Origin of the sequence: Prescottella sp. D32 (genome assembly GCF_037287305.1) — a bacterium.
Classification (GTDB): Bacteria; Actinomycetota; Actinomycetes; order Mycobacteriales; family Mycobacteriaceae; genus Prescottella; species Prescottella equi.
The window spans coordinates 438,731-454,771 of sequence record NZ_JARBSW010000002.1 but is presented as its reverse complement, the minus strand read 5'-3'; the positions used below and the strand labels follow the sequence as shown (position 1 = coordinate 454,771).

Genomic DNA, 16,041 nt, shown 5'->3' with positions numbered 1-16,041 from the left:
GGGTCAGTCGGCGGCGAGGTCGTCGGCCATGTCCCGTAGATCCTGGTCGTGTCCGCCGGCGACGGCGAGGTCGGCGGGGGAGCGGGGGTCGTCGGCGAAGGCCGTCGGGTTCAGCCACCACGAAGCTGCGCCCCACGGATCTTCCTTGGCGCCGATGATGCGGTTGATCTCGGCGACGATGGGGCGCACCTCACGTCGCTCGGTGTCGAATTGGAAGGCGGGGAAGAGCTTGTGCCCGGCTGCGGGGAGCGCGATGACGCTGCCGGACGACGCGAGGCGGCTCGCGGTATTGCGGCTGGTGGCGGCCCTGCCCAGTGCGCGGCTGACGGCAGTGGAGTCGAGCATCTCGTGCTCCTCCACGAGCGAGCGCAATGCGGAGGACACGGTGCGGGTGCGGGCGACCGCCGCGGCGGCGGGATTGGCCACGGCACGTTCGTGTTGCAGCGCCAGTGCCGGCCCCATCGCCAGCAGTGCGGTGACGTCGTCGCGCACCGGGCGCAGGTTGGGACGCCGGGAGAACTCCTCGGACAGCAGTTCCAGCAGGTCTTGATCCGACAATGCGTGGATCGTGTCGCGGGCACGGTCTCGGTCGACGAGCATGGTCGCACCTCCAAATGTGCCACAAGTGTACCGCGTACCGATCGTGTCAGCCAGGCTCGTCCGCGGCCCTCGTGCCGGGGTGGGGTCGCGCCACCGGTGTGCTCGTCGCCACGGCATGATCGGGGCCATGGAGAAGGCGGACGCCGCGGACGACATCGTCCGAACGGCCTACTCGGCCCGGTCGCGGGAGTACATCGATCTCTTCGGCTCGATGACGTCGACGCACCCGTCCGATCGGGCCCTCGTGGGCAGCTGGGCCCAGACGCTCAGCGGTCCCGTGCTCGATGCAGGTTGCGGGCCGGGACAGTGGACGGACTTCCTGACCGGGTGCGGATCGGCGGCCGCGGGCATCGACCTCGTTCCGGAGTTCGTCCGCCGCGCACGGACGCAGTATCCGCACCTCTCGTTCGCCCACGGCAACTTCGAAACACTGGACGCCGCAGACGAATCGCTCGGTGGGGTCCTTGCCTGGTATTCGCTGATCCACCACCGGCCGCGGGACGTCCGGATCCCTCTCGCCGAGTTCGCGCGCGCGATCCGCCCGGGCGGAGGACTGCTGGTGGGCTTCTTCGAAGGGCCGGCAGTGGAGCCGTTCGACCATGCCGCCACGACGGCCTATCGATGGCCGACAGCCGATTTCGAACGGGAACTGGTCGTGGCCGGTTTCGAGGTGATCGAGACGCACACGCGGACGTCGGGCGAGCAACGCCCGCACGGTGCGATCGTCGCGCGGCGGCGGGCCGCCGACTTCGCTCGTCCGTCAGCTCGCGGACTTCAGTACACCCGCGAGGCCGAGGAGGACGAGACTTCCGAAAGCCCAGCTGACGAAGCCGGCAATGTTCTCCGCAGGCGTGAACTCGGATAAGGAACCCATGGTTACTCCTTCGCGTGATCGTGGCTGAGCGGCGATTCTGCCCCATGCCGAAACCGCCGCGACACCGGCCCCGACTACAACGCGAAGCTGTCGCAATCGAGCAAACGCTCGTCCTGCGGCCGCGACAGCGACATCCAGCACGCACGCTCCCTGCGTCCCATCAGGGCGAGTCGACACCGGAAGCGGGCGAGAGCGAGGACCCTGGCGGGCTGTCTGCTCATGGTTTCCTCCCTAGCTGACGAAGATGGTTCGATCCGGACAATCGAAGCTTTGTACGTCGGGTGCGAATGCACGACCGGACAATTACCCGTTCCCATACCTGGGTGTGCGTGCGTAGGTGCCGGGTTCGATGCTCCCGCGTCCCCGTCCGGGTCTATCGATCGCGCCGGGCCTCGAGCAGCCGTAGCCACACCTCGCTCACCGTCGGGTACGACGGGACCGCGTGCCAGAGGCTCTCGAGTGGCACCTTGCCGACGACGGCGACGGTAGCGGCGTGCACCAGTTCCGCGACACCCGAGCCGACGAACGTCGCGCCGACGACCGTGTCGGTCGCACGGTCGATCACCAGCGACGCCCGCCCGGAGTAGTCGTCGCGAGACAGTGCGGCACCCGCGACATCGATGTCGACGGTGACCACTTCGGTATCCAATCCGTCTGCACGGGCTTGACTTTCGGTGCGTCCGACGGCTGCGACCTCGGGGGTCGTGAACACCACCTGCGGCACCTGGCCGTGGTCGGCCGACGCGACGAAGCGGGGACCGTCCAGTGGCCGGCCCTCGGCACGGGCGGCGATGACGTCGCCGCACACCCGGGCCTGGTACTTGCCCATGTGGGTGAGCAGCGCCCGGCCGTTGACGTCGCCGACGGCGTACAGCCACTCACCGTCCACCCCGGTGACGGTGAGATGGTCGTCGACACCGACGTAGCCGTGGTCGGGGAGTCCGAACTGATCCAGGCCGAGCCCCGCGGTCGCAGGTGTCCGACCCGTCGCCACGAGTACCTCGTCGACGGTCAACTCCGAATCGGAACCGTCACCGCTGACCGTGAGGGTGACCGGTCCGCCGTGGATGCGGCCCACTCCGGTGTCGGCGGCGCCCGGGCGGGACGCGGTCTGCAGCGAGGTGCCGAAGCGCACGTTCACACCGTGCTTGCGCAGCTTCTCGGCGACGAGTTCACCCGCGAACGGCTCGGTCCGCTCGAGCAACGCCGAGCCGCGGACCAGGAGCGTCACCTCGTCGGCGCCGAGTTCGTGCATCCACGTGGCAGCCTCACACGCCACCACGCCGCCACCGACGACCGCGAGGCGCGGGGGCACCTCGCGGACGTTGGTGGCGTCCCGCGAAGTCCACGGAAGTGCGTCCCGCAGACCCGGTAGATCCGGCACACTCGCCCTGGTGCCGGTCGCGAGAACCACCGCGTGGCGGGCCCGCAGCACGCGGTCGCCCACCGTCACTTCCCGTACCCCGGTGATGCGCGCGGTGCCGCGGATCACGTCGATGCCGACCGAATCCGCCCACAACACCTGCGACGAGTCGTCGAGATTGTGGGTGAACCCGTCCCGTCGTGCGAGTACGGCCTCGGTGTCGAGGCCGTACGCGTTGACCTTCTCCTCCACTCCCGGCATGTGCCGGGCGGTGCCGAGCACCTCGACGGGTCTGAGCAGTGCCTTCGACGGCATACACGCCCAGTACGAGCATTCGCCGCCCACCAACTCGTGTTCGACGAGTGCCGCGGTGCGGTCGCTTCCGGCGATGGCGTAGGCCGCGGCGTTCTCCCCGGCCGGTCCGCCTCCGATGACGATGACGTCGAAATCTTCGGGAGCCATGGACCCACGGTAGGCCGGGGAGAACGGTTTCGCGCTACTTCCGGTCGGCGTCAGCGGGGAGAGCGCCTCTCGAACAGGCGGTTCGCCCAGACGTACCCGAACAGGCCGATCCCGACGATCCACGCCGCAGCGAGCGCACCGTTCGCGTCGATCGGCGTACCCAGGAGCAGGCCGCGCAGCGTCTCGATGACCGGGCTGAACGGTTGGTACTCGGCGAACCAGCGCACCGCGGTGGGCATCGAGTCGGTGGGTACGAAACCGCTGCCCAGGAAGGGCAGCAGGATGAGGAACATCGGCAGATTGCTCGCCGTCTCGACGCTCCGCGAGACCAGTCCCAGTGCCACGGACAGCCACGTGATCGCCAGTGTGAAGGCCGCGAGCAGGCCGAAGGCGGCGATCCACTCGGCCGCGGTCGCGGTGGGCCGGAATCCGACGAGGACGGCGACGCCGGTCACGACCGCCAGGCTGAGCATCGTCTGGAGCAGGCTGCCGACGACGTGCCCGGTGAGTACCGAGGCGCGGGAGATCGACATGGTCCGGAACCGGGCGATGATTCCCTCCGTCATGTCCGTCGCGACCGAGATCGCCGTTCCCTGAGCGGAACTCGCTACGGTCATCAACAGGATGCCGGGCGTCACGTAGTCCACGTATGCCCCACGCCCGCCGCCCGGGTCGCCCAGTCCGGCACCGAGAGTGCCGCCGAAGACGTAGACGAACAGCAGCAGGAGCACGACGGGCATCCCGATCAGCATCACCGTCATCGACGGGTACCGGATCATGTGCCGCAGATTGCGCCGCAACATCGTGGCGGAATCGGTCACGGCGTAGGACAGAGTGGTCATCGCGATACCTCCGTAGGGGAGTCGGATCGGGCGGTGAGGGCGAAGAACACGTCGTCGAGGTCGGGAGTGTGGATCGAGAGGTCGGCGACCTCGATGGCCTCGGCGTCCAGTCGGTCGAGAATCGACCGCAGCGACGGGATGCTGCCGTCTCCCGGCACCTGCAGGGTCAGGGTCTCGTCGTCGGGAGCGGACCCGGCGAGAGAGTTTGCAGCCGAACGGAGTTCGTTGACGTCGGCGAAGCGCAGGCGGACATGTCCGCCAGGTACGAGTTGCTTGAGATCGGCCGGCGTGCCGTCGGCGACCAATCGGCCCTGGTCCAGCAGCGCGATGCGATCGGCCAACTGGTCGGCCTCCTCGAGGTACTGGGTGGTGAGGAAGATTGTGACGCCGTCCGCGACGAGTTCGCGCACGATGTCCCACATGGTCCTGCGACTGCGCGGGTCCAGTCCGGTCGTCGGCTCGTCCAGGAAGATGATGCGCGGACGTCCGACGAGCGTCATCGCGAGATCGAGTCGGCGCCGCATGCCACCCGAGTAGCTCGCGGCCGGCTTCGACGCCGCCTCGGTGAGATCGAACCGCTCGAGCAGTTCGGCGGTGCGGCGGCGCTCGCTGCGCCGATCGAGGTGGTGGAGATCCGCCATGAGCGCGAGGTTCTCGGCGCCGGTCAGAAGACCGTCCACCGCCGAGAACTGGCCGGTGACACCGATCGCGGACCTGATCGCGTCGGGGTGGCGGCTCAGGTCGTGGCCCGCGACCCACACCTCACCGGCATCGGGCCGGACCAGCGTGGACAAGATGTTCACGACGGTCGTCTTGCCGGCGCCGTTGGGGCCGAGCAGGGAGAAGATGGTGCCCTCGGCGATGTCGAGATCGATGCCGTCGAGTACCGCCTTGTCCCCGAAGGACTTCCGAAGTGATCGAACTCGAACTGCTGATGCTGTGGAGACCGTGGATGTCATAGTTCCGCCTTCGAGTTGTGGTCCGCGCCCGGTCAGGGGCGGCGAACGGTGATGTCCCCGAAACTCGTCCGGGCCCGCAGTTCGACCCGTTCCTCGGTCGCTGAGGGGCCGGAGGCCTCGGTGAGAAGGTTGTGGACCTTGCCGAACGAGGTGTGCGCGTCGACGCGCGCGGCGGTGCCTTCGCGGATTCCGGCCTCGACCGCACCGTTGCCGGTGCGCAACGACACGACGCCGCGGGTCACCTCGCCGATCCGGACCTCGCCGTTCGCAGTCGCCGCATCGACGTCGCCCCCGGCGCTACCGACGACGACGTCGCCGTTCGCGGTCTTGACCCGTAGATTCCCGGCGACCGAGCCGATCCTGTTGTGGCCGTTGGAGTTCTCGACCAGAGCGTTTCGCCGATGTGGGCGACCTCGATCCGGCCCGAACCGGTCGACAGATCGGCGGCGCCGCCGACGGATTCGACCGAGATGGCGCCGGCGCCCGTGTGCACGATCAGATCGCCGGTGCCGTCGAGGCGGATGTCGCCGGTCGCGGACTTCAGTCGGCAGTTACCGAGTCGGCCGGTGGAGCGGAAGCCGCCGACGGAGGCGTCGGACTCCACCGCCGAGTCGGTCGGCAGGTCGACGGTGATGTCGATCGACCCGACCTTGCCCCAGACGCCGAGCACGCGGGGCCGGGGTGCCTTGACGACCAGTCGTCCGGCGGCGAACTCGACGCGCGTCTGTTCGGCCGCGCGCACGTCCTGTTCGCGGTGTGGATCGCTGGGGTGGACCTCCACGACCGTGTCGTCCCGGTCGGAGGCGGTGACGGCGACGTCGCCGACCACGAGCGAGATCGCGGCCGAGATCGGTTCGGGGGTGCTGAAAGTGGGCATCGTGATCCTCGTTGTGTGATGGGGGCGGCGCTGTCGCGTGCTCAGTGGACCCAGCCGGTGAAGCGGTCGCCGCCCGTGGTGGCGCGACGCTCGGGACGACGTGCGCCGCCGCCGTCCTCGAGCCCTGCCGCGGCCGAGCGGACGAGCCACGCGTTGACCGACATTCCGGCGACGCGGGCAGCGTCCTCGACGCGGTCCTTGAGCTCCTGCGGCAACCGGAGGTTGATTCGAGTCATCGGGCCCTCGTCGACGTCGGGGCCCCGGGGCGGGGGTTCCGTGCCGGCCGTTTCCCCGGTGTCGTCGGCGGGTTCACCGGGCGGCGGAGTGACGACGAAGCTCGGCTCCCGACCCCGCAGTCGGAGATCGACCGAGCCGGGCGCGAGGTCGCGGGTGATCTCACCGGCCGCCGCGGACAGTGCGTCGAGCAGTGCCAGACGCACCGCCGAGTCGAGCGGAGCGGTCAGTCGCTCCGCGAGGGCGCGAGCGTCGGGGCCCGCGGCCTCGGCAGCGACTGCGAGGTCGTGCTGAAGGGCGCTGACGTACGGATCCAAGTTCATGGCACCACTATGGCATCACTGTGGTGCCATGTAAGTGGGTTTCATGAAATTGATGGTGCCAAGACGGCGCAAAGTGGTGCCATCTGTCACCAGGAGCGCGCCGTGAGTCCTCGCTTTCCGAGTTCGGCGATGGCCAGTTCACGGAGTCGGTCGGAATCTCCGAAGTGCTGCGGATCCACTCCCACCAGCGACAACGTGTACGTCTTGCCGTGTGAGCAGAGGTAGCCCGAGAGGCGCGTGGTCGTCGACGCCGGTCGGTGCCGGGACAGTCCCGGATGCACCGCGCGGGTCGCGACGCCGGTGGTGCGATAGGGGCCCAGTGATGCCAAGGAGCCGGGCAACCGACCGATGTTCGAGCACAGTGCGTCGCGCTCCCCGGCCCCGACGGTCAGCCTGTTCGCGATGCGGTCGGGCAGGATCTGCGTGATCTCCTCGGGAAAGCCCGACGGAGCGCCCATCGGTGGCCGAGCGAACGCCGCTCTGCTCAGCCGGCGGATATCGGACAGCGAATCAGTGGGGCGCACAACGACTTCGGTGATGACCATCGCGTTGTCGACGGCGTCGGAATTGCGGGTGTCGACCGGCACACTGACGTGCAACGGCATCGGGACGCCGGCCGCATCGGCGATCGCGGTGACGAGCGCGATGAACAGGCTGTTCGCAGTCCCGCCGTCCGCCGCGGCGGACGCGTCCCACGCCGCGGCGTCGACGTCGACTATCGCGGTCGACGTTCCGGTGGTGAGGTGTGTGCCGCCGGGCCGACGGTCGGCGGCCGCGACCTCACGGAACTCGCGCAGTTCGCGGCGCCTGTCCGCGCTGAACAGCAGACCGAGGGAGGCAGTCGCGCCGTCGGCGAGCACGGAGCCCACGGTGCGTAGCGCGTCGCCCACATCGGACGTCCGGGCGGGGGCCGGAGGCGGGGATCCGCCGGTGAGCGCGGTGGCCGCCGCCGACACGAGTCCGCGCGCGTCGGCGACGACGTGGGAGCACACCAACGAGATCGCAGTTCCGCCGTCGGCGGTGGGCGCCGCGGCGAGCGCCCACGCGGGGCCGTGCTCGGGATCGACGTCGACGTCGGCGCACGCGTCCGCCCACGCCACCACGTCGTCCACCGGGTGCGTCTCGTAGCGCAGCGGATGGGTGGCGGTGCTCGCCTCCCAGCGCATGCGGGCCCCCGGTACCCGGGGGCGGACCACTTGGCGGCCGAGAGCGCCGCGGGAAAGCGCCGCGTGCACCGCTTCGAGCGCCCGGACGTCCACCGCGTCGGCGGTGCGCCACACGCCCTGCATCACGATCGGCAAGCCGTAACCGTGGTGCCTGCGTAGGAAGATCTCGTCCACCATGGTCAGCCGGTCCATGAGACCGGACGTTACCGTCAGTCCCCGCCGAAGCTCCCGTGCCGACCCTCGCCGGCCGTGAAGCGGGCGGCGCCGGAGAGCGCGTCGACCGTGACCGCCACCATGCCGTGCCGGAACTCGGTGGCGAGGGCGTCCTCCTCGGACATGCCCTCCTGCTCGAGCAGCGACATGCGGTCCTCCCGCAGACAGGTCTGCGGGAACGTCGCCAGCTCGGCTGCCAGCTCCTCCGCGGCGACGCGGGCCTGACCGGGCGGTACCACCCGGTTCACCAGACCGATCGTCAGGGCCTCCTCGGCATCCACGGCGCGCCCGGTGAGCACGAGGTCCATCGCCCGCCCCGCCCCGACGATCCGCGGCAAGCGTACGGTGCCGCCGTCGATCAGTGGCACGCCCCAGCGTCGACAGAAGACGCCGAAGACGCTGTCGGCTTCGGCGATTCGCAGGTCGGCCCACAACGCCAGTTCGAGACCGCCCGCCACCGCGTGACCGGACACAGCCGCGATCACCGGCTTGGACAGGCGCATGCGGGTGGGCCCCATCGGGCCGTCGCCGTCCGGGGTGACGTGGTTGGACCGTTCGGTTCCGAGAGCCTTGAGATCGGCCCCGGCGCAGAACGTGCCGCCCTCGCCCCACAGCACCGCCACCGCGGCGTCCGGATCGTCGTCGAACTCCCTGAAGGCGGCCGCGAGAGCCGCGGCGGTGGGGCCGTCCACGGCGTTGCGAACCTCGGGCCGGGACAACACGATCGTGGTGACGGGCCCGGCCTTCTCGCTGCGTACCGGCATGATGCGACGCTACCCGCGGCCGTCCGCGCGGCTGGGGAGAATCCGCGATTCGACGGGAAACCGATTCACGGGCGGGCCCGGACCGGTGCGCCGAGCGCATAATTGAGGAAATGAACCCGTTGTCCGCACCGGTTCCCGAACCGGTTCGCACGGAGACACGGAGTGCGTCATGTTGGTCGAAACCAGATGGAGCGCCTGGGGCGAGGAGATCGAGGTCCAGGTGACCGAGGCAGCGGCCCTCGGGTCCGCTGTGGCCCTGGTGGGCGCGGTGCTAGCAGGGGCCGAGGCCGCCTGCAGCCTGCAGCGGGGCGACGCCGAGATCCACGCCGTCAATCTGGCTCAGGGCCTGCCGGTCCGGGTCAGCGTCGGGTTGGCGAGACTGCTCCGGTCGGCTCTGTGGGTGGCACGGATGACCGACGGGGCCGTCAGTCCGCTGGCGGTCGAGGACACCCTGTCCGCCGTGCCGTCCATCCACCCGTCACCGACTTTCCGGGACGTCCAGATCGACGGCGACACCGTTCTCGCACCGTGGGGCGCCTCGTTCGACATCGCGGGCATCGCCAAGGCCGACACCGCGGACCGCGCGGCGACCCTCGTCGCCCACGACCTGGAGTGCGGGGCGCTGGTGCGGATCGGCTCCGACGTCGCAACCGCGGGACACTGCCCGGCCGGCGGCTGGCAGGTGCCGGTGCCGGGAGACGGCACGATCGAGCTGCCGACGGAGACCGCGCTCGCGACGGCCGGCACGGACGCCACGTTCGCCGGCCACGACGCGGTGGGCGGGGAGTGGGAGCAGGTCTCGGTCCTGGCGGAGGACGCGCTGTGGGCCCACGGCGCCGCCGCTGCAGCCCTCCGTCGCGGAGTCGGCGCCGTCACCTGGCTGGAACAGCAGGAACTGGCCGCCCGGCTGGTCGATCGCGACGGGCGCGTCTACACGACGTGCGGATGGAGCCATCCGCACGCCGCGTGATCTCAGACCGCTCGGCCGCGCCGGCTCCGGTACCACCGCACCAAGGCGTCGGTGGACGAGTCGTCCTGCCGCGGAGGAGCTTCCGTGGACGTCAGCACGGGACCGAGCTCGAGTGCCTGGGCCTTGCCGAGTTCGACGCCCCACTGGTCGAACGAATCGATGCCCCAGATGACGCCCGCGACGAACACCTGGTGCTCGTACAGCGCGATGAGCTGACCGATCACCGACGGCGTCAGGCGCGGCGCCAGGATCGTCGTGGTCGGGCGATTACCCGGCATCACCTTGTGCGGTACCAACTCCGGCGGCGTGCCCTCGGCGGCGATCTCCTCGGCGGTCTTGCCGAACGCGAGCACCTTCGTCTGCGCGAACAGGTTGCTCATGAGCAGATCGTGCATGCTGCCGGTCCCGTCGGAGGTCGGCAGGTCGTCGGTGGGCTCGGCGAAGCCGATGAAGTCTGCCGGCACCAGGCGGGTGCCCTGGTGCAGCAACTGGTAGAACGCGTGCTGGCCGTTGGTTCCCGGCTCGCCCCAGAAGATCTCGCCGGTCCTGGTGGTGACGGGGGAGCCGTCGGCGCGCACCGACTTGCCGTTCGACTCCATCGTGAGCTGCTGCAGGTAGGCCGCGAAGCGGGCCAGATCGTTCGAATACGGAAGGACCGCACGGGATTCGGCGTCGAAGAAACTCGAGTACCACACCCCGATCAGTCCCAGCAGCACCGGCGCGTTCTCCGCGAGCGGCGCCGTCCGGAAGTGCTCGTCGACGGCATGGAAGCCGGCGAGGAACTCCGCGAAGCGCTCCTTGCCGATCACCGCCATCACCGACAACCCGATCGCCGAGTCCACCGAGTAGCGTCCGCCGACCCAGTCCCAGAACCCGAACATGTTGGCGGTGTCGATGCCGAACTCCGCGACCCGCTCGGCGTGCGTCGAGACCGCCACGAAGTGCTTGGGCACCGCGTCCTCACCGAGCTCGTCGACGAGCCAGCGGCGCGCGGCGGATGCGTTCGTCAGCGTCTCGAGCGTCGAGAACGTCTTCGACGCGACGACGAACAGCGTCGTGGCCGGATCCAGGTCAGCCAGCGTGCCCACCAGGTCGGCAGGGTCGACGTTGGAGACGAAACGCGCCGAGATCCCGGCGTCGGCGTAGTGACGCAGCGCCCCGCACACCATCACCGGACCGAGATCCGAACCGCCGATACCGATGTTGACGACCGTGCGGATCTTCTCGCCGGTCGCGCCCCGCCACTGCCCGGACCGCAGCCGGTCGGTGAACTCGCCCATCCGGCGCAGAACGTCGTGCACGTCGGCGACGACGTCCTGCCCGTCGACGGTGAGGTCGGCGTCCGCCGGCAGGCGCAGGGCGGTGTGCAGCACCGCGCGGTCCTCCGACGTGTTGATGTGCGCGCCCGCGAACATGTCGTCGCGGCGCTGCTCCACCTGTGCGGTTCGCGCCAGTTCCACGAGCAGATCAAGGGTTTCGCGAGTCACACGATGTTTGCTGTAGTCCACGTACAGGTCGCCCGCCGTCACCGTCAGTTCGGTGCCTCGGGAGGGGTCCTGAGCGAACAGGTCTCGCAGATGGGCAGATTCGACCACTCGATGATGCGCATCCAGATTCTTCCAGGCTGCGGTACCGGTGATGTCTGTGCTCATGCAGGAAGCTTATCGGCAGCGCGCCCGAAGCTCTTGCCGACTCTCGTTGAGCGACACACGGCGCGCTCGACCGGCGCATGATGGAAGCCATGAACCCAGCCGAACTGATTCGTGCCGTTCCTACCAAGCTGTGGATCGGGGGCACCTCCGTGGACGCCGAGAACGGCGCCACCTTCCCCGTGTACGACCCCGCGACCGGTGACGTACTCACCGAGGTCGCCGACGCCAGTCCCGGCGACGCCGTCAAGGCCCTCGACGCCGCGGCCGCCGCACAGGCGGACTGGGCCGCCACGCCCGCCCGCGAGCGCGGCGAGTTGCTGCGCTCGGTGTTCGACAAGATCACGACCCGCGCGGAGACCTTCGCGCAACTGATGACCCTCGAGATGGGCAAAGCGCTGCCCGAGAGCCGGGCCGAGGTCAAGTACGGCGCCGAGTTCTTCCGGTGGTTCGCCGAGGAAGCGGTCCGGATGGAGGGTCGCTACCAGGCCGCGCCCGCCGGCAACGGCCGCATCCTCGTGTCGAAGCAGCCGGTGGGACCGTGCTTGGCGATCACGCCGTGGAACTTCCCGCTCGCGATGGGCACCCGCAAGATCGGCCCGGCGCTGGCCGCCGGCTGCACCATGATCGTCAAGCCTGCATCGGAGACGCCGCTGACCATGCTGGCGCTGGCCGAGCTGTTCGTCGAGGCGGGGCTGCCACCGGGCGTGCTCTCGGTGCTGCCGACGTCGCATTCGAGCGCGGTCAGCGAGCCGCTGCTCGAGGACCCTCGGCTGCGCAAACTCACCTTCACCGGCTCCACCGGTGTGGGCCGGATGCTGGTCGAGAAGTCCGCGAAGGGGCTGCTGCGCACGTCGATGGAACTCGGTGGCAACGCGCCGTTCGTCGTGTTCGACGACGCCGATGTCGATGCCGCGGTGGACGGCGCGATGCTGGCCAAGCTCCGCAACGGGGGCGAGGCGTGCACGGCCGCGAACCGTTTCCACGTCGCGAACGCCGTCCGTGAGGAGTTCACCGCGAAACTCACCGAACGGATGGCAGCGTCGAAGATGGGCCCCGGCATCGACCCGGAGACGACGCTCGGCCCGCTGATCAATCGCGATCAGCTCGCCGCCGTCGCCGAACTCGTCGACGACGCCGTGCAAGCGGGGGCGAAGGTACTGCTCGGCGGCGAGGCCCCGGGCGGCCCGGGCTGGTTCTATCCCGCCACCGTCCTCGCCGACGTCCCGGCGTCGGCGCGCATCCTGCGCGAGGAGGTGTTCGGGCCGGTCGCGGCGATCACCGGCTTCGACACCGAGGAGGAGGCCGTCGCGGCCGCCAACGACACCGAGTTCGGTCTCGCGGCGTACATCTACACCCGCGACCTGGACCGGGCGCTGCGCGTCTCCGACGCCCTGGAAACGGGCATGGTCGGTGTCAACCGCGGCGTCATCTCCGACACCGCGGCCCCGTTCGGCGGCGTCAAGGCCTCCGGGTTCGGCCGCGAGGGCGGTAGCGAGGGGATCGCCGAGTACCTCGAGACCAAGTACATCGCGCTCACCTGAACCGGCCGCAGCACGAGCACGAGAAACGCCCGGTCCGAACGGACCGGGCGCTTCTCGAGTTCGCACTGTGAGGTGGTGAGACGGGAGCGGTCAGTGCCCCAGCCGGCCGCGTCCGAGACGGAGCAGCAGCATGGCGAGGGTGTGGCCCTCCTGGCCGAGCTCACTGAAGCGCTCCAGAACCTTCATTTCCCGGCTGTGCACCAGCCGTGGGCCACCGGACGCCATACGGGTACGGCCGATGATCTGCGACACCTCGCTGCGGCGCTTGACGGCCGCGAGGATCTCTGCGTCGAGGCGGTCGATTTCCTTGCGGAGTTCGGCGATCTCGGCCTCGCTCGCAGGCAGCGACGAATCGGATGAAGAAGTGGTGGTGGGGCTGCTCATAGTCTGCTCCTCGTGTCGGAACTAGGTTCGTTCGGTTCCCTCGAGTCGTTACGAATCCGGGTCCTGCTCACAAGAACGCCCCGGGATCCAGTGGACCTCGGGGCTCGCGGAGGATCAGGCCGCGGGCACCATCGGTCGGTACCCGCTGGGAAATCGCCAGTGCAGACGGCACTCGCGCCATCGTGCACCGGATGCTCGCATCGTTGCGGCCATGATCACCTCTCCAGTTTGCCACGCGTACAAGTCCAACCCAAGCAAGGGTGACTGCCTTCACGACCAGGGTGATCGGGTACCTGCCGCGGTGTCGGACTTCGCCGGTAGCGTGGACAGACGATGAATACGATCTCCGGTTCCACGCTCGGTATTCCCGGCCATTCCCAGGGCGGATCCCAGGGCGGATCCCGCGGCCCTGCCGACGCGCTGCTCGAGGGGCTCAACCCGCAACAGCGTGAGGCTGTCCTGCACGCGGGGTCGCCGCTGCTCATCGTCGCGGGAGCCGGATCGGGTAAGACCGCCGTCCTCACCCGCCGGATCGCGTACCTGCTGGCCGAGCGGGGAGTGATGCCCGGACAGATCCTCGCGATCACGTTCACCAACAAGGCCGCGGCGGAGATGCGCGAGCGCGTCGCCCAGCTGGTGGGCCCCCGCGCCAACAGCATGTGGGTCTCGACGTTCCACTCGAGCTGCGTCCGGATCCTGCGCGCGCAGGCCGGCCTGCTGCACGGCCTGAACTCGAACTTCTCGATTTACGACGCCGACGACTCGCGCCGCCTGCTGACGATGATCTCCAAGGACCTGGAAATCGACACCAAGCGGTACTCGGCCCGGCTCCTCGCGACCAAGATCTCGAACCTCAAGAACGAGCTGATCGACCCCGAGGAGGCCGCGGCGGACGCCGATCGCGACTCCAACGACCTGGACAAGCTGGTGGCGCGGGTCTACGCGCACTACCAGCAGCGCCTGCGGGCCGCGAACGCTCTCGACTTCGACGACCTGATCGGCGAGACGGTGGGACTGCTGCAGGCGAACCCGCAGGTCGCCGAGTACTACCGGCGCCGCTTCCGGCACGTTCTGGTCGACGAGTACCAGGACACCAACCACGCCCAGTACGTCCTGGTCCGCGAGCTCGTGGGGGAGGAGTCGGACGACCCGTACGCCGTCCCGCCGGGTGAGCTGTGCGTCGTCGGTGACGCCGACCAGTCGATCTATGCGTTCCGTGGCGCGACGATCCGCAACATCGAGGAATTCGAGCGCGACTACCCGGACGCCCGGACCATCCTGCTCGAGCAGAACTACCGTTCCACGCAGAACATCCTGTCCGCGGCGAACTCGGTGATTTCCCGCAACACCGGTCGGCGCGAGAAGCGGTTGTGGACGGACTCCGGCGAGGGCGAGCTGATCACCGGCTACGTCGCCGACAACGAGCACGACGAGGCGCAGTTCGTGGCGTCCGAGATCGACCGCCTGGTCGACGCCGGCGAGACCAAATTCGGTGAGGTGGCGGTCTTCTACCGGACCAACAACTCCTCCCGCGCGCTGGAAGAGATCTTCATCCGGCTCGGGATTCCGTACAAGGTGGTCGGCGGCACGCGGTTCTACGAGCGCAAGGAAGTGCGCGACATCGTCGCCTACCTGCGTGTGCTGGCGAACGAGGACGACACGGTGAGCCTGCGCCGGATCCTCAACACCCCGCGCCGCGGCATCGGCGATCGCGCCGAGGCGTGCGTGTCGGTGTACGCGGAGCAGAAGGGCGTCGGATTCGCCGAGGCGTTGCGGGCCGCCGGCGAGGGATCGGTGCCGCTGCTCAACACCCGGTCCCAGAAGGCGATCGCGTCGTTCCTCGAGCTGCTCGACGGGCTGCGCGCGCTCATGGTGAGCACCGACGCCGACGGCAACGACCTCACCGACATCGGAGAGGTCGTCGAAGGTGTCCTCGATCGCACCGGCTACCGCCGGGAGCTCGAGGCCAGCAGCGACCCTCAGGACGGTGCCCGCCTCGACAACCTGAACGAATTGGTCAGCGTCGCAAGAGAGTTCAGCTCCGACGCCCGCAACGCCGCTGCCTTCGCCGAGGAGAACGCCGCCGAGGGTGACGTCGTGGAAGACGAGGGTCAGCCCGATCCCGGCTCACTCGCCGCGTTTCTCGAGCGGGTGTCGCTGGTCGCCGACTCCGACCAGGTGCCCGACGAGGGTGAGGGCGTGGTGACCCTCATGACGCTGCACACCGCGAAGGGTCTCGAGTTCCCCGTCGTGTTCGTGACCGGCTGGGAGGACGGGCAGTTCCCGCACATGAGGGCCCTCGGCGATCCGGCGGAACTGTCGGAGGAGCGGCGGCTCGCGTACGTCGGGATCACCCGCGCGCGGCACCGGCTGTATCTCACCCGCGCGATCGTGCGGTCGGCTTGGGGGCAGCCCGTCACCAATCCGGAATCGCGCTTCCTGCAGGAGATTCCGGCCGATCTCGTGAACTGGCGGCGCGAGGATCCCGGTGTGCTGGGTACCGGTGGTGCGATCGGCGGCGGCCGTCCGCGTGGCCAGGGCTACGGGGGCGGCTTCGGGGGCGGCGGAGCGGGCTTCGGTTCGACGGGTCGCTCGGGCGCTTCGTCGCCGAGCTTCGGGGCGCCGCGCGGGCGCAACAACAATCTGGTGCTCGCCGTGGGGGATCGGGTCAGCCACGACAAGTACGGGCTCGGCAAGGTGCTCGAGACCAAGGGGGCCGGTCCGACCGCGACGGTCACGATCGACTTCGGTTCGGCCGGCAAGGTGCGGCTGATGCTCATCGGCGGCGTGCCGATGGTCAAACTCTGACGCGTCCCC

At 69.3% G+C, this 16,041-nt stretch carries 15 protein-coding genes and 1 pseudogene; 4 read left to right on the top strand and 12 right to left on the bottom strand.

The annotated features are described in order from the left end of the window. Nucleotides 1-3: 3 nt before the first annotated feature. Nucleotides 4-600, bottom strand: a complete 597-nt coding sequence (locus tag PSS76_RS11730) for a hypothetical protein (protein ID WP_084845593.1) — start codon at nt 598-600, stop codon at nt 4-6. 115 nt (nt 601-715) lie between these two features. On the opposite strand from PSS76_RS11730, the pseudogene PSS76_RS11725 reads away from it, so the two are divergent. Further along, nucleotides 716-1,339: pseudogene (locus tag PSS76_RS11725) on the top strand (class I SAM-dependent methyltransferase); the annotation flags it as partial. Nucleotides 1,340-1,548: 209 nt separating this feature from the next. On the opposite strand, the gene PSS76_RS11720 reads toward PSS76_RS11725, so the two are convergent. The 9 genes from PSS76_RS11720 to PSS76_RS11680 all read right to left on the bottom strand — a co-directional run bounded on the left by PSS76_RS11720 (nt 1,549) and on the right by PSS76_RS11680 (nt 8,677). Further along, a complete protein-coding gene (locus PSS76_RS11720) occupies nt 1,549-1,695 on the bottom strand; it encodes a hypothetical protein (RefSeq protein ID WP_005514868.1) in 147 nt (48 codons plus the stop codon). Nucleotides 1,696-1,847: 152 nt separating this feature from the next. Beyond that, on the bottom strand, nt 1,848-3,299 hold the full coding sequence (locus PSS76_RS11715) for a dihydrolipoyl dehydrogenase family protein (RefSeq protein WP_013415157.1): 1,452 nt from the start codon (nt 3,297-3,299) through the stop codon (nt 1,848-1,850). Between the two features lie 50 nt (nt 3,300-3,349). Beyond that, nucleotides 3,350-4,141: an ABC transporter permease gene (locus PSS76_RS11710; RefSeq protein ID WP_022594515.1), complete on the bottom strand. Its 792-nt coding sequence runs from the start codon at nt 4,139-4,141 to the stop codon at nt 3,350-3,352. Then, a complete protein-coding gene (locus PSS76_RS11705) occupies nt 4,138-5,100 on the bottom strand; it encodes an ATP-binding cassette domain-containing protein (protein WP_064058010.1) in 963 nt (320 codons plus the stop codon). The genes PSS76_RS11710 and PSS76_RS11705 overlap by 4 nt, the downstream gene beginning before the upstream one ends. A gap of 32 nt (nt 5,101-5,132) precedes the next feature. Continuing rightward, nucleotides 5,133-5,327: a DUF4097 family beta strand repeat-containing protein gene (locus PSS76_RS11700; protein WP_337456212.1), complete on the bottom strand. Its 195-nt coding sequence runs from the start codon at nt 5,325-5,327 to the stop codon at nt 5,133-5,135. An 11-nt stretch (nt 5,328-5,338) separates the two neighbouring features. Further along, nucleotides 5,339-5,977 (bottom strand): DUF4097 family beta strand repeat-containing protein, encoded by a 639-nt coding sequence (locus PSS76_RS11695; RefSeq protein ID WP_337456211.1) that lies wholly within the window; start codon nt 5,975-5,977, stop codon nt 5,339-5,341. Nucleotides 5,978-6,018: 41 nt separating this feature from the next. Then, nucleotides 6,019-6,534 carry a hypothetical protein gene (locus PSS76_RS11690; protein ID WP_005514863.1) on the bottom strand — a complete coding sequence of 172 codons (516 nt, stop codon included), beginning with the start codon at nt 6,532-6,534 and terminating at the stop codon, nt 6,019-6,021. A gap of 86 nt (nt 6,535-6,620) precedes the next feature. Then, nucleotides 6,621-7,892, bottom strand: coding sequence for a hypothetical protein (locus tag PSS76_RS11685; RefSeq protein ID WP_064058011.1), 1,272 nt, complete (start codon nt 7,890-7,892; stop codon nt 6,621-6,623). Nucleotides 7,893-7,909: 17 nt separating this feature from the next. Then, complete coding sequence (locus PSS76_RS11680; protein WP_005514861.1) at nt 7,910-8,677, bottom strand: crotonase/enoyl-CoA hydratase family protein; 768 nt, start codon at nt 8,675-8,677, stop codon at nt 7,910-7,912. 169 nt (nt 8,678-8,846) lie between these two features. Here PSS76_RS11680 and PSS76_RS11675 point away from each other — a divergent pair, with 169 nt between their 5' ends. Continuing rightward, the gene (locus PSS76_RS11675) at nt 8,847-9,647 is read left to right on the top strand and encodes an FAD:protein FMN transferase (RefSeq protein WP_064058012.1); all 801 of its coding nucleotides are present in this window, start codon (nt 8,847-8,849) and stop codon (nt 9,645-9,647) included. Between the two features lie 2 nt (nt 9,648-9,649). On the opposite strand, the gene pgi is transcribed toward PSS76_RS11675, so the two are convergent. Then, nucleotides 9,650-11,299, bottom strand: coding sequence for a glucose-6-phosphate isomerase (pgi, locus tag PSS76_RS11670; RefSeq protein ID WP_005514858.1), 1,650 nt, complete (start codon nt 11,297-11,299; stop codon nt 9,650-9,652). A gap of 89 nt (nt 11,300-11,388) precedes the next feature. Here pgi and PSS76_RS11665 point away from each other — a divergent pair, with 89 nt between their 5' ends. Next, nucleotides 11,389-12,840, top strand: coding sequence for an NAD-dependent succinate-semialdehyde dehydrogenase (locus tag PSS76_RS11665; protein WP_175271437.1), 1,452 nt, complete (start codon nt 11,389-11,391; stop codon nt 12,838-12,840). Nucleotides 12,841-12,930: 90 nt separating this feature from the next. Here the strand turns inward: PSS76_RS11665 and PSS76_RS11660 are convergent, their stop codons facing one another. After that, a complete protein-coding gene (locus PSS76_RS11660) occupies nt 12,931-13,224 on the bottom strand; it encodes a chorismate mutase (protein ID WP_005514856.1) in 294 nt (97 codons plus the stop codon). 333 nt (nt 13,225-13,557) lie between these two features. Between PSS76_RS11660 and pcrA the strand changes: the two genes are divergently transcribed. Continuing rightward, complete coding sequence (gene pcrA / locus PSS76_RS11655; protein WP_022594525.1) at nt 13,558-16,032, top strand: DNA helicase PcrA; 2,475 nt, start codon at nt 13,558-13,560, stop codon at nt 16,030-16,032. Nucleotides 16,033-16,041: the final 9 nt, after the last annotated feature.

Excerpts from the sequence above, each read along its gene's own strand:
- PSS76_RS11675 (WP_064058012.1), top strand. The coding sequence starts at position 8,847 with ATGTTGGTCGAAACCAGATGGAGCGCCTGGGGCGAGGAGATCGAGGTC.
- PSS76_RS11690 (WP_005514863.1), bottom strand. The coding sequence starts at position 6,534 with ATGAACTTGGATCCGTACGTCAGCGCCCTTCAGCACGACCTCGCAGTC.
- PSS76_RS11685 (WP_064058011.1), bottom strand. The coding sequence starts at position 7,892 with ATGGACCGGCTGACCATGGTGGACGAGATCTTCCTACGCAGGCACCAC.
- PSS76_RS11720 (WP_005514868.1), bottom strand. The coding sequence starts at position 1,695 with ATGAGCAGACAGCCCGCCAGGGTCCTCGCTCTCGCCCGCTTCCGGTGT.
- PSS76_RS11665 (WP_175271437.1), top strand. The coding sequence starts at position 11,389 with ATGAACCCAGCCGAACTGATTCGTGCCGTTCCTACCAAGCTGTGGATC.
- PSS76_RS11710 (WP_022594515.1), bottom strand. The coding sequence starts at position 4,141 with ATGACCACTCTGTCCTACGCCGTGACCGATTCCGCCACGATGTTGCGG.
- PSS76_RS11715 (WP_013415157.1), bottom strand. The coding sequence starts at position 3,299 with ATGGCTCCCGAAGATTTCGACGTCATCGTCATCGGAGGCGGACCGGCC.
- PSS76_RS11730 (WP_084845593.1), bottom strand. The coding sequence starts at position 600 with ATGCTCGTCGACCGAGACCGTGCCCGCGACACGATCCACGCATTGTCG.
- PSS76_RS11695 (WP_337456211.1), bottom strand. The coding sequence starts at position 5,977 with ATGCCCACTTTCAGCACCCCCGAACCGATCTCGGCCGCGATCTCGCTC.
- PSS76_RS11660 (WP_005514856.1), bottom strand. The coding sequence starts at position 13,224 with ATGAGCAGCCCCACCACCACTTCTTCATCCGATTCGTCGCTGCCTGCG.
- pgi (WP_005514858.1), bottom strand. The coding sequence starts at position 11,299 with ATGAGCACAGACATCACCGGTACCGCAGCCTGGAAGAATCTGGATGCG.
- pcrA (WP_022594525.1), top strand. The coding sequence starts at position 13,558 with ATGAATACGATCTCCGGTTCCACGCTCGGTATTCCCGGCCATTCCCAG.
- PSS76_RS11680 (WP_005514861.1), bottom strand. The coding sequence starts at position 8,677 with ATGCCGGTACGCAGCGAGAAGGCCGGGCCCGTCACCACGATCGTGTTG.
- PSS76_RS11705 (WP_064058010.1), bottom strand. The coding sequence starts at position 5,100 with ATGACATCCACGGTCTCCACAGCATCAGCAGTTCGAGTTCGATCACTT.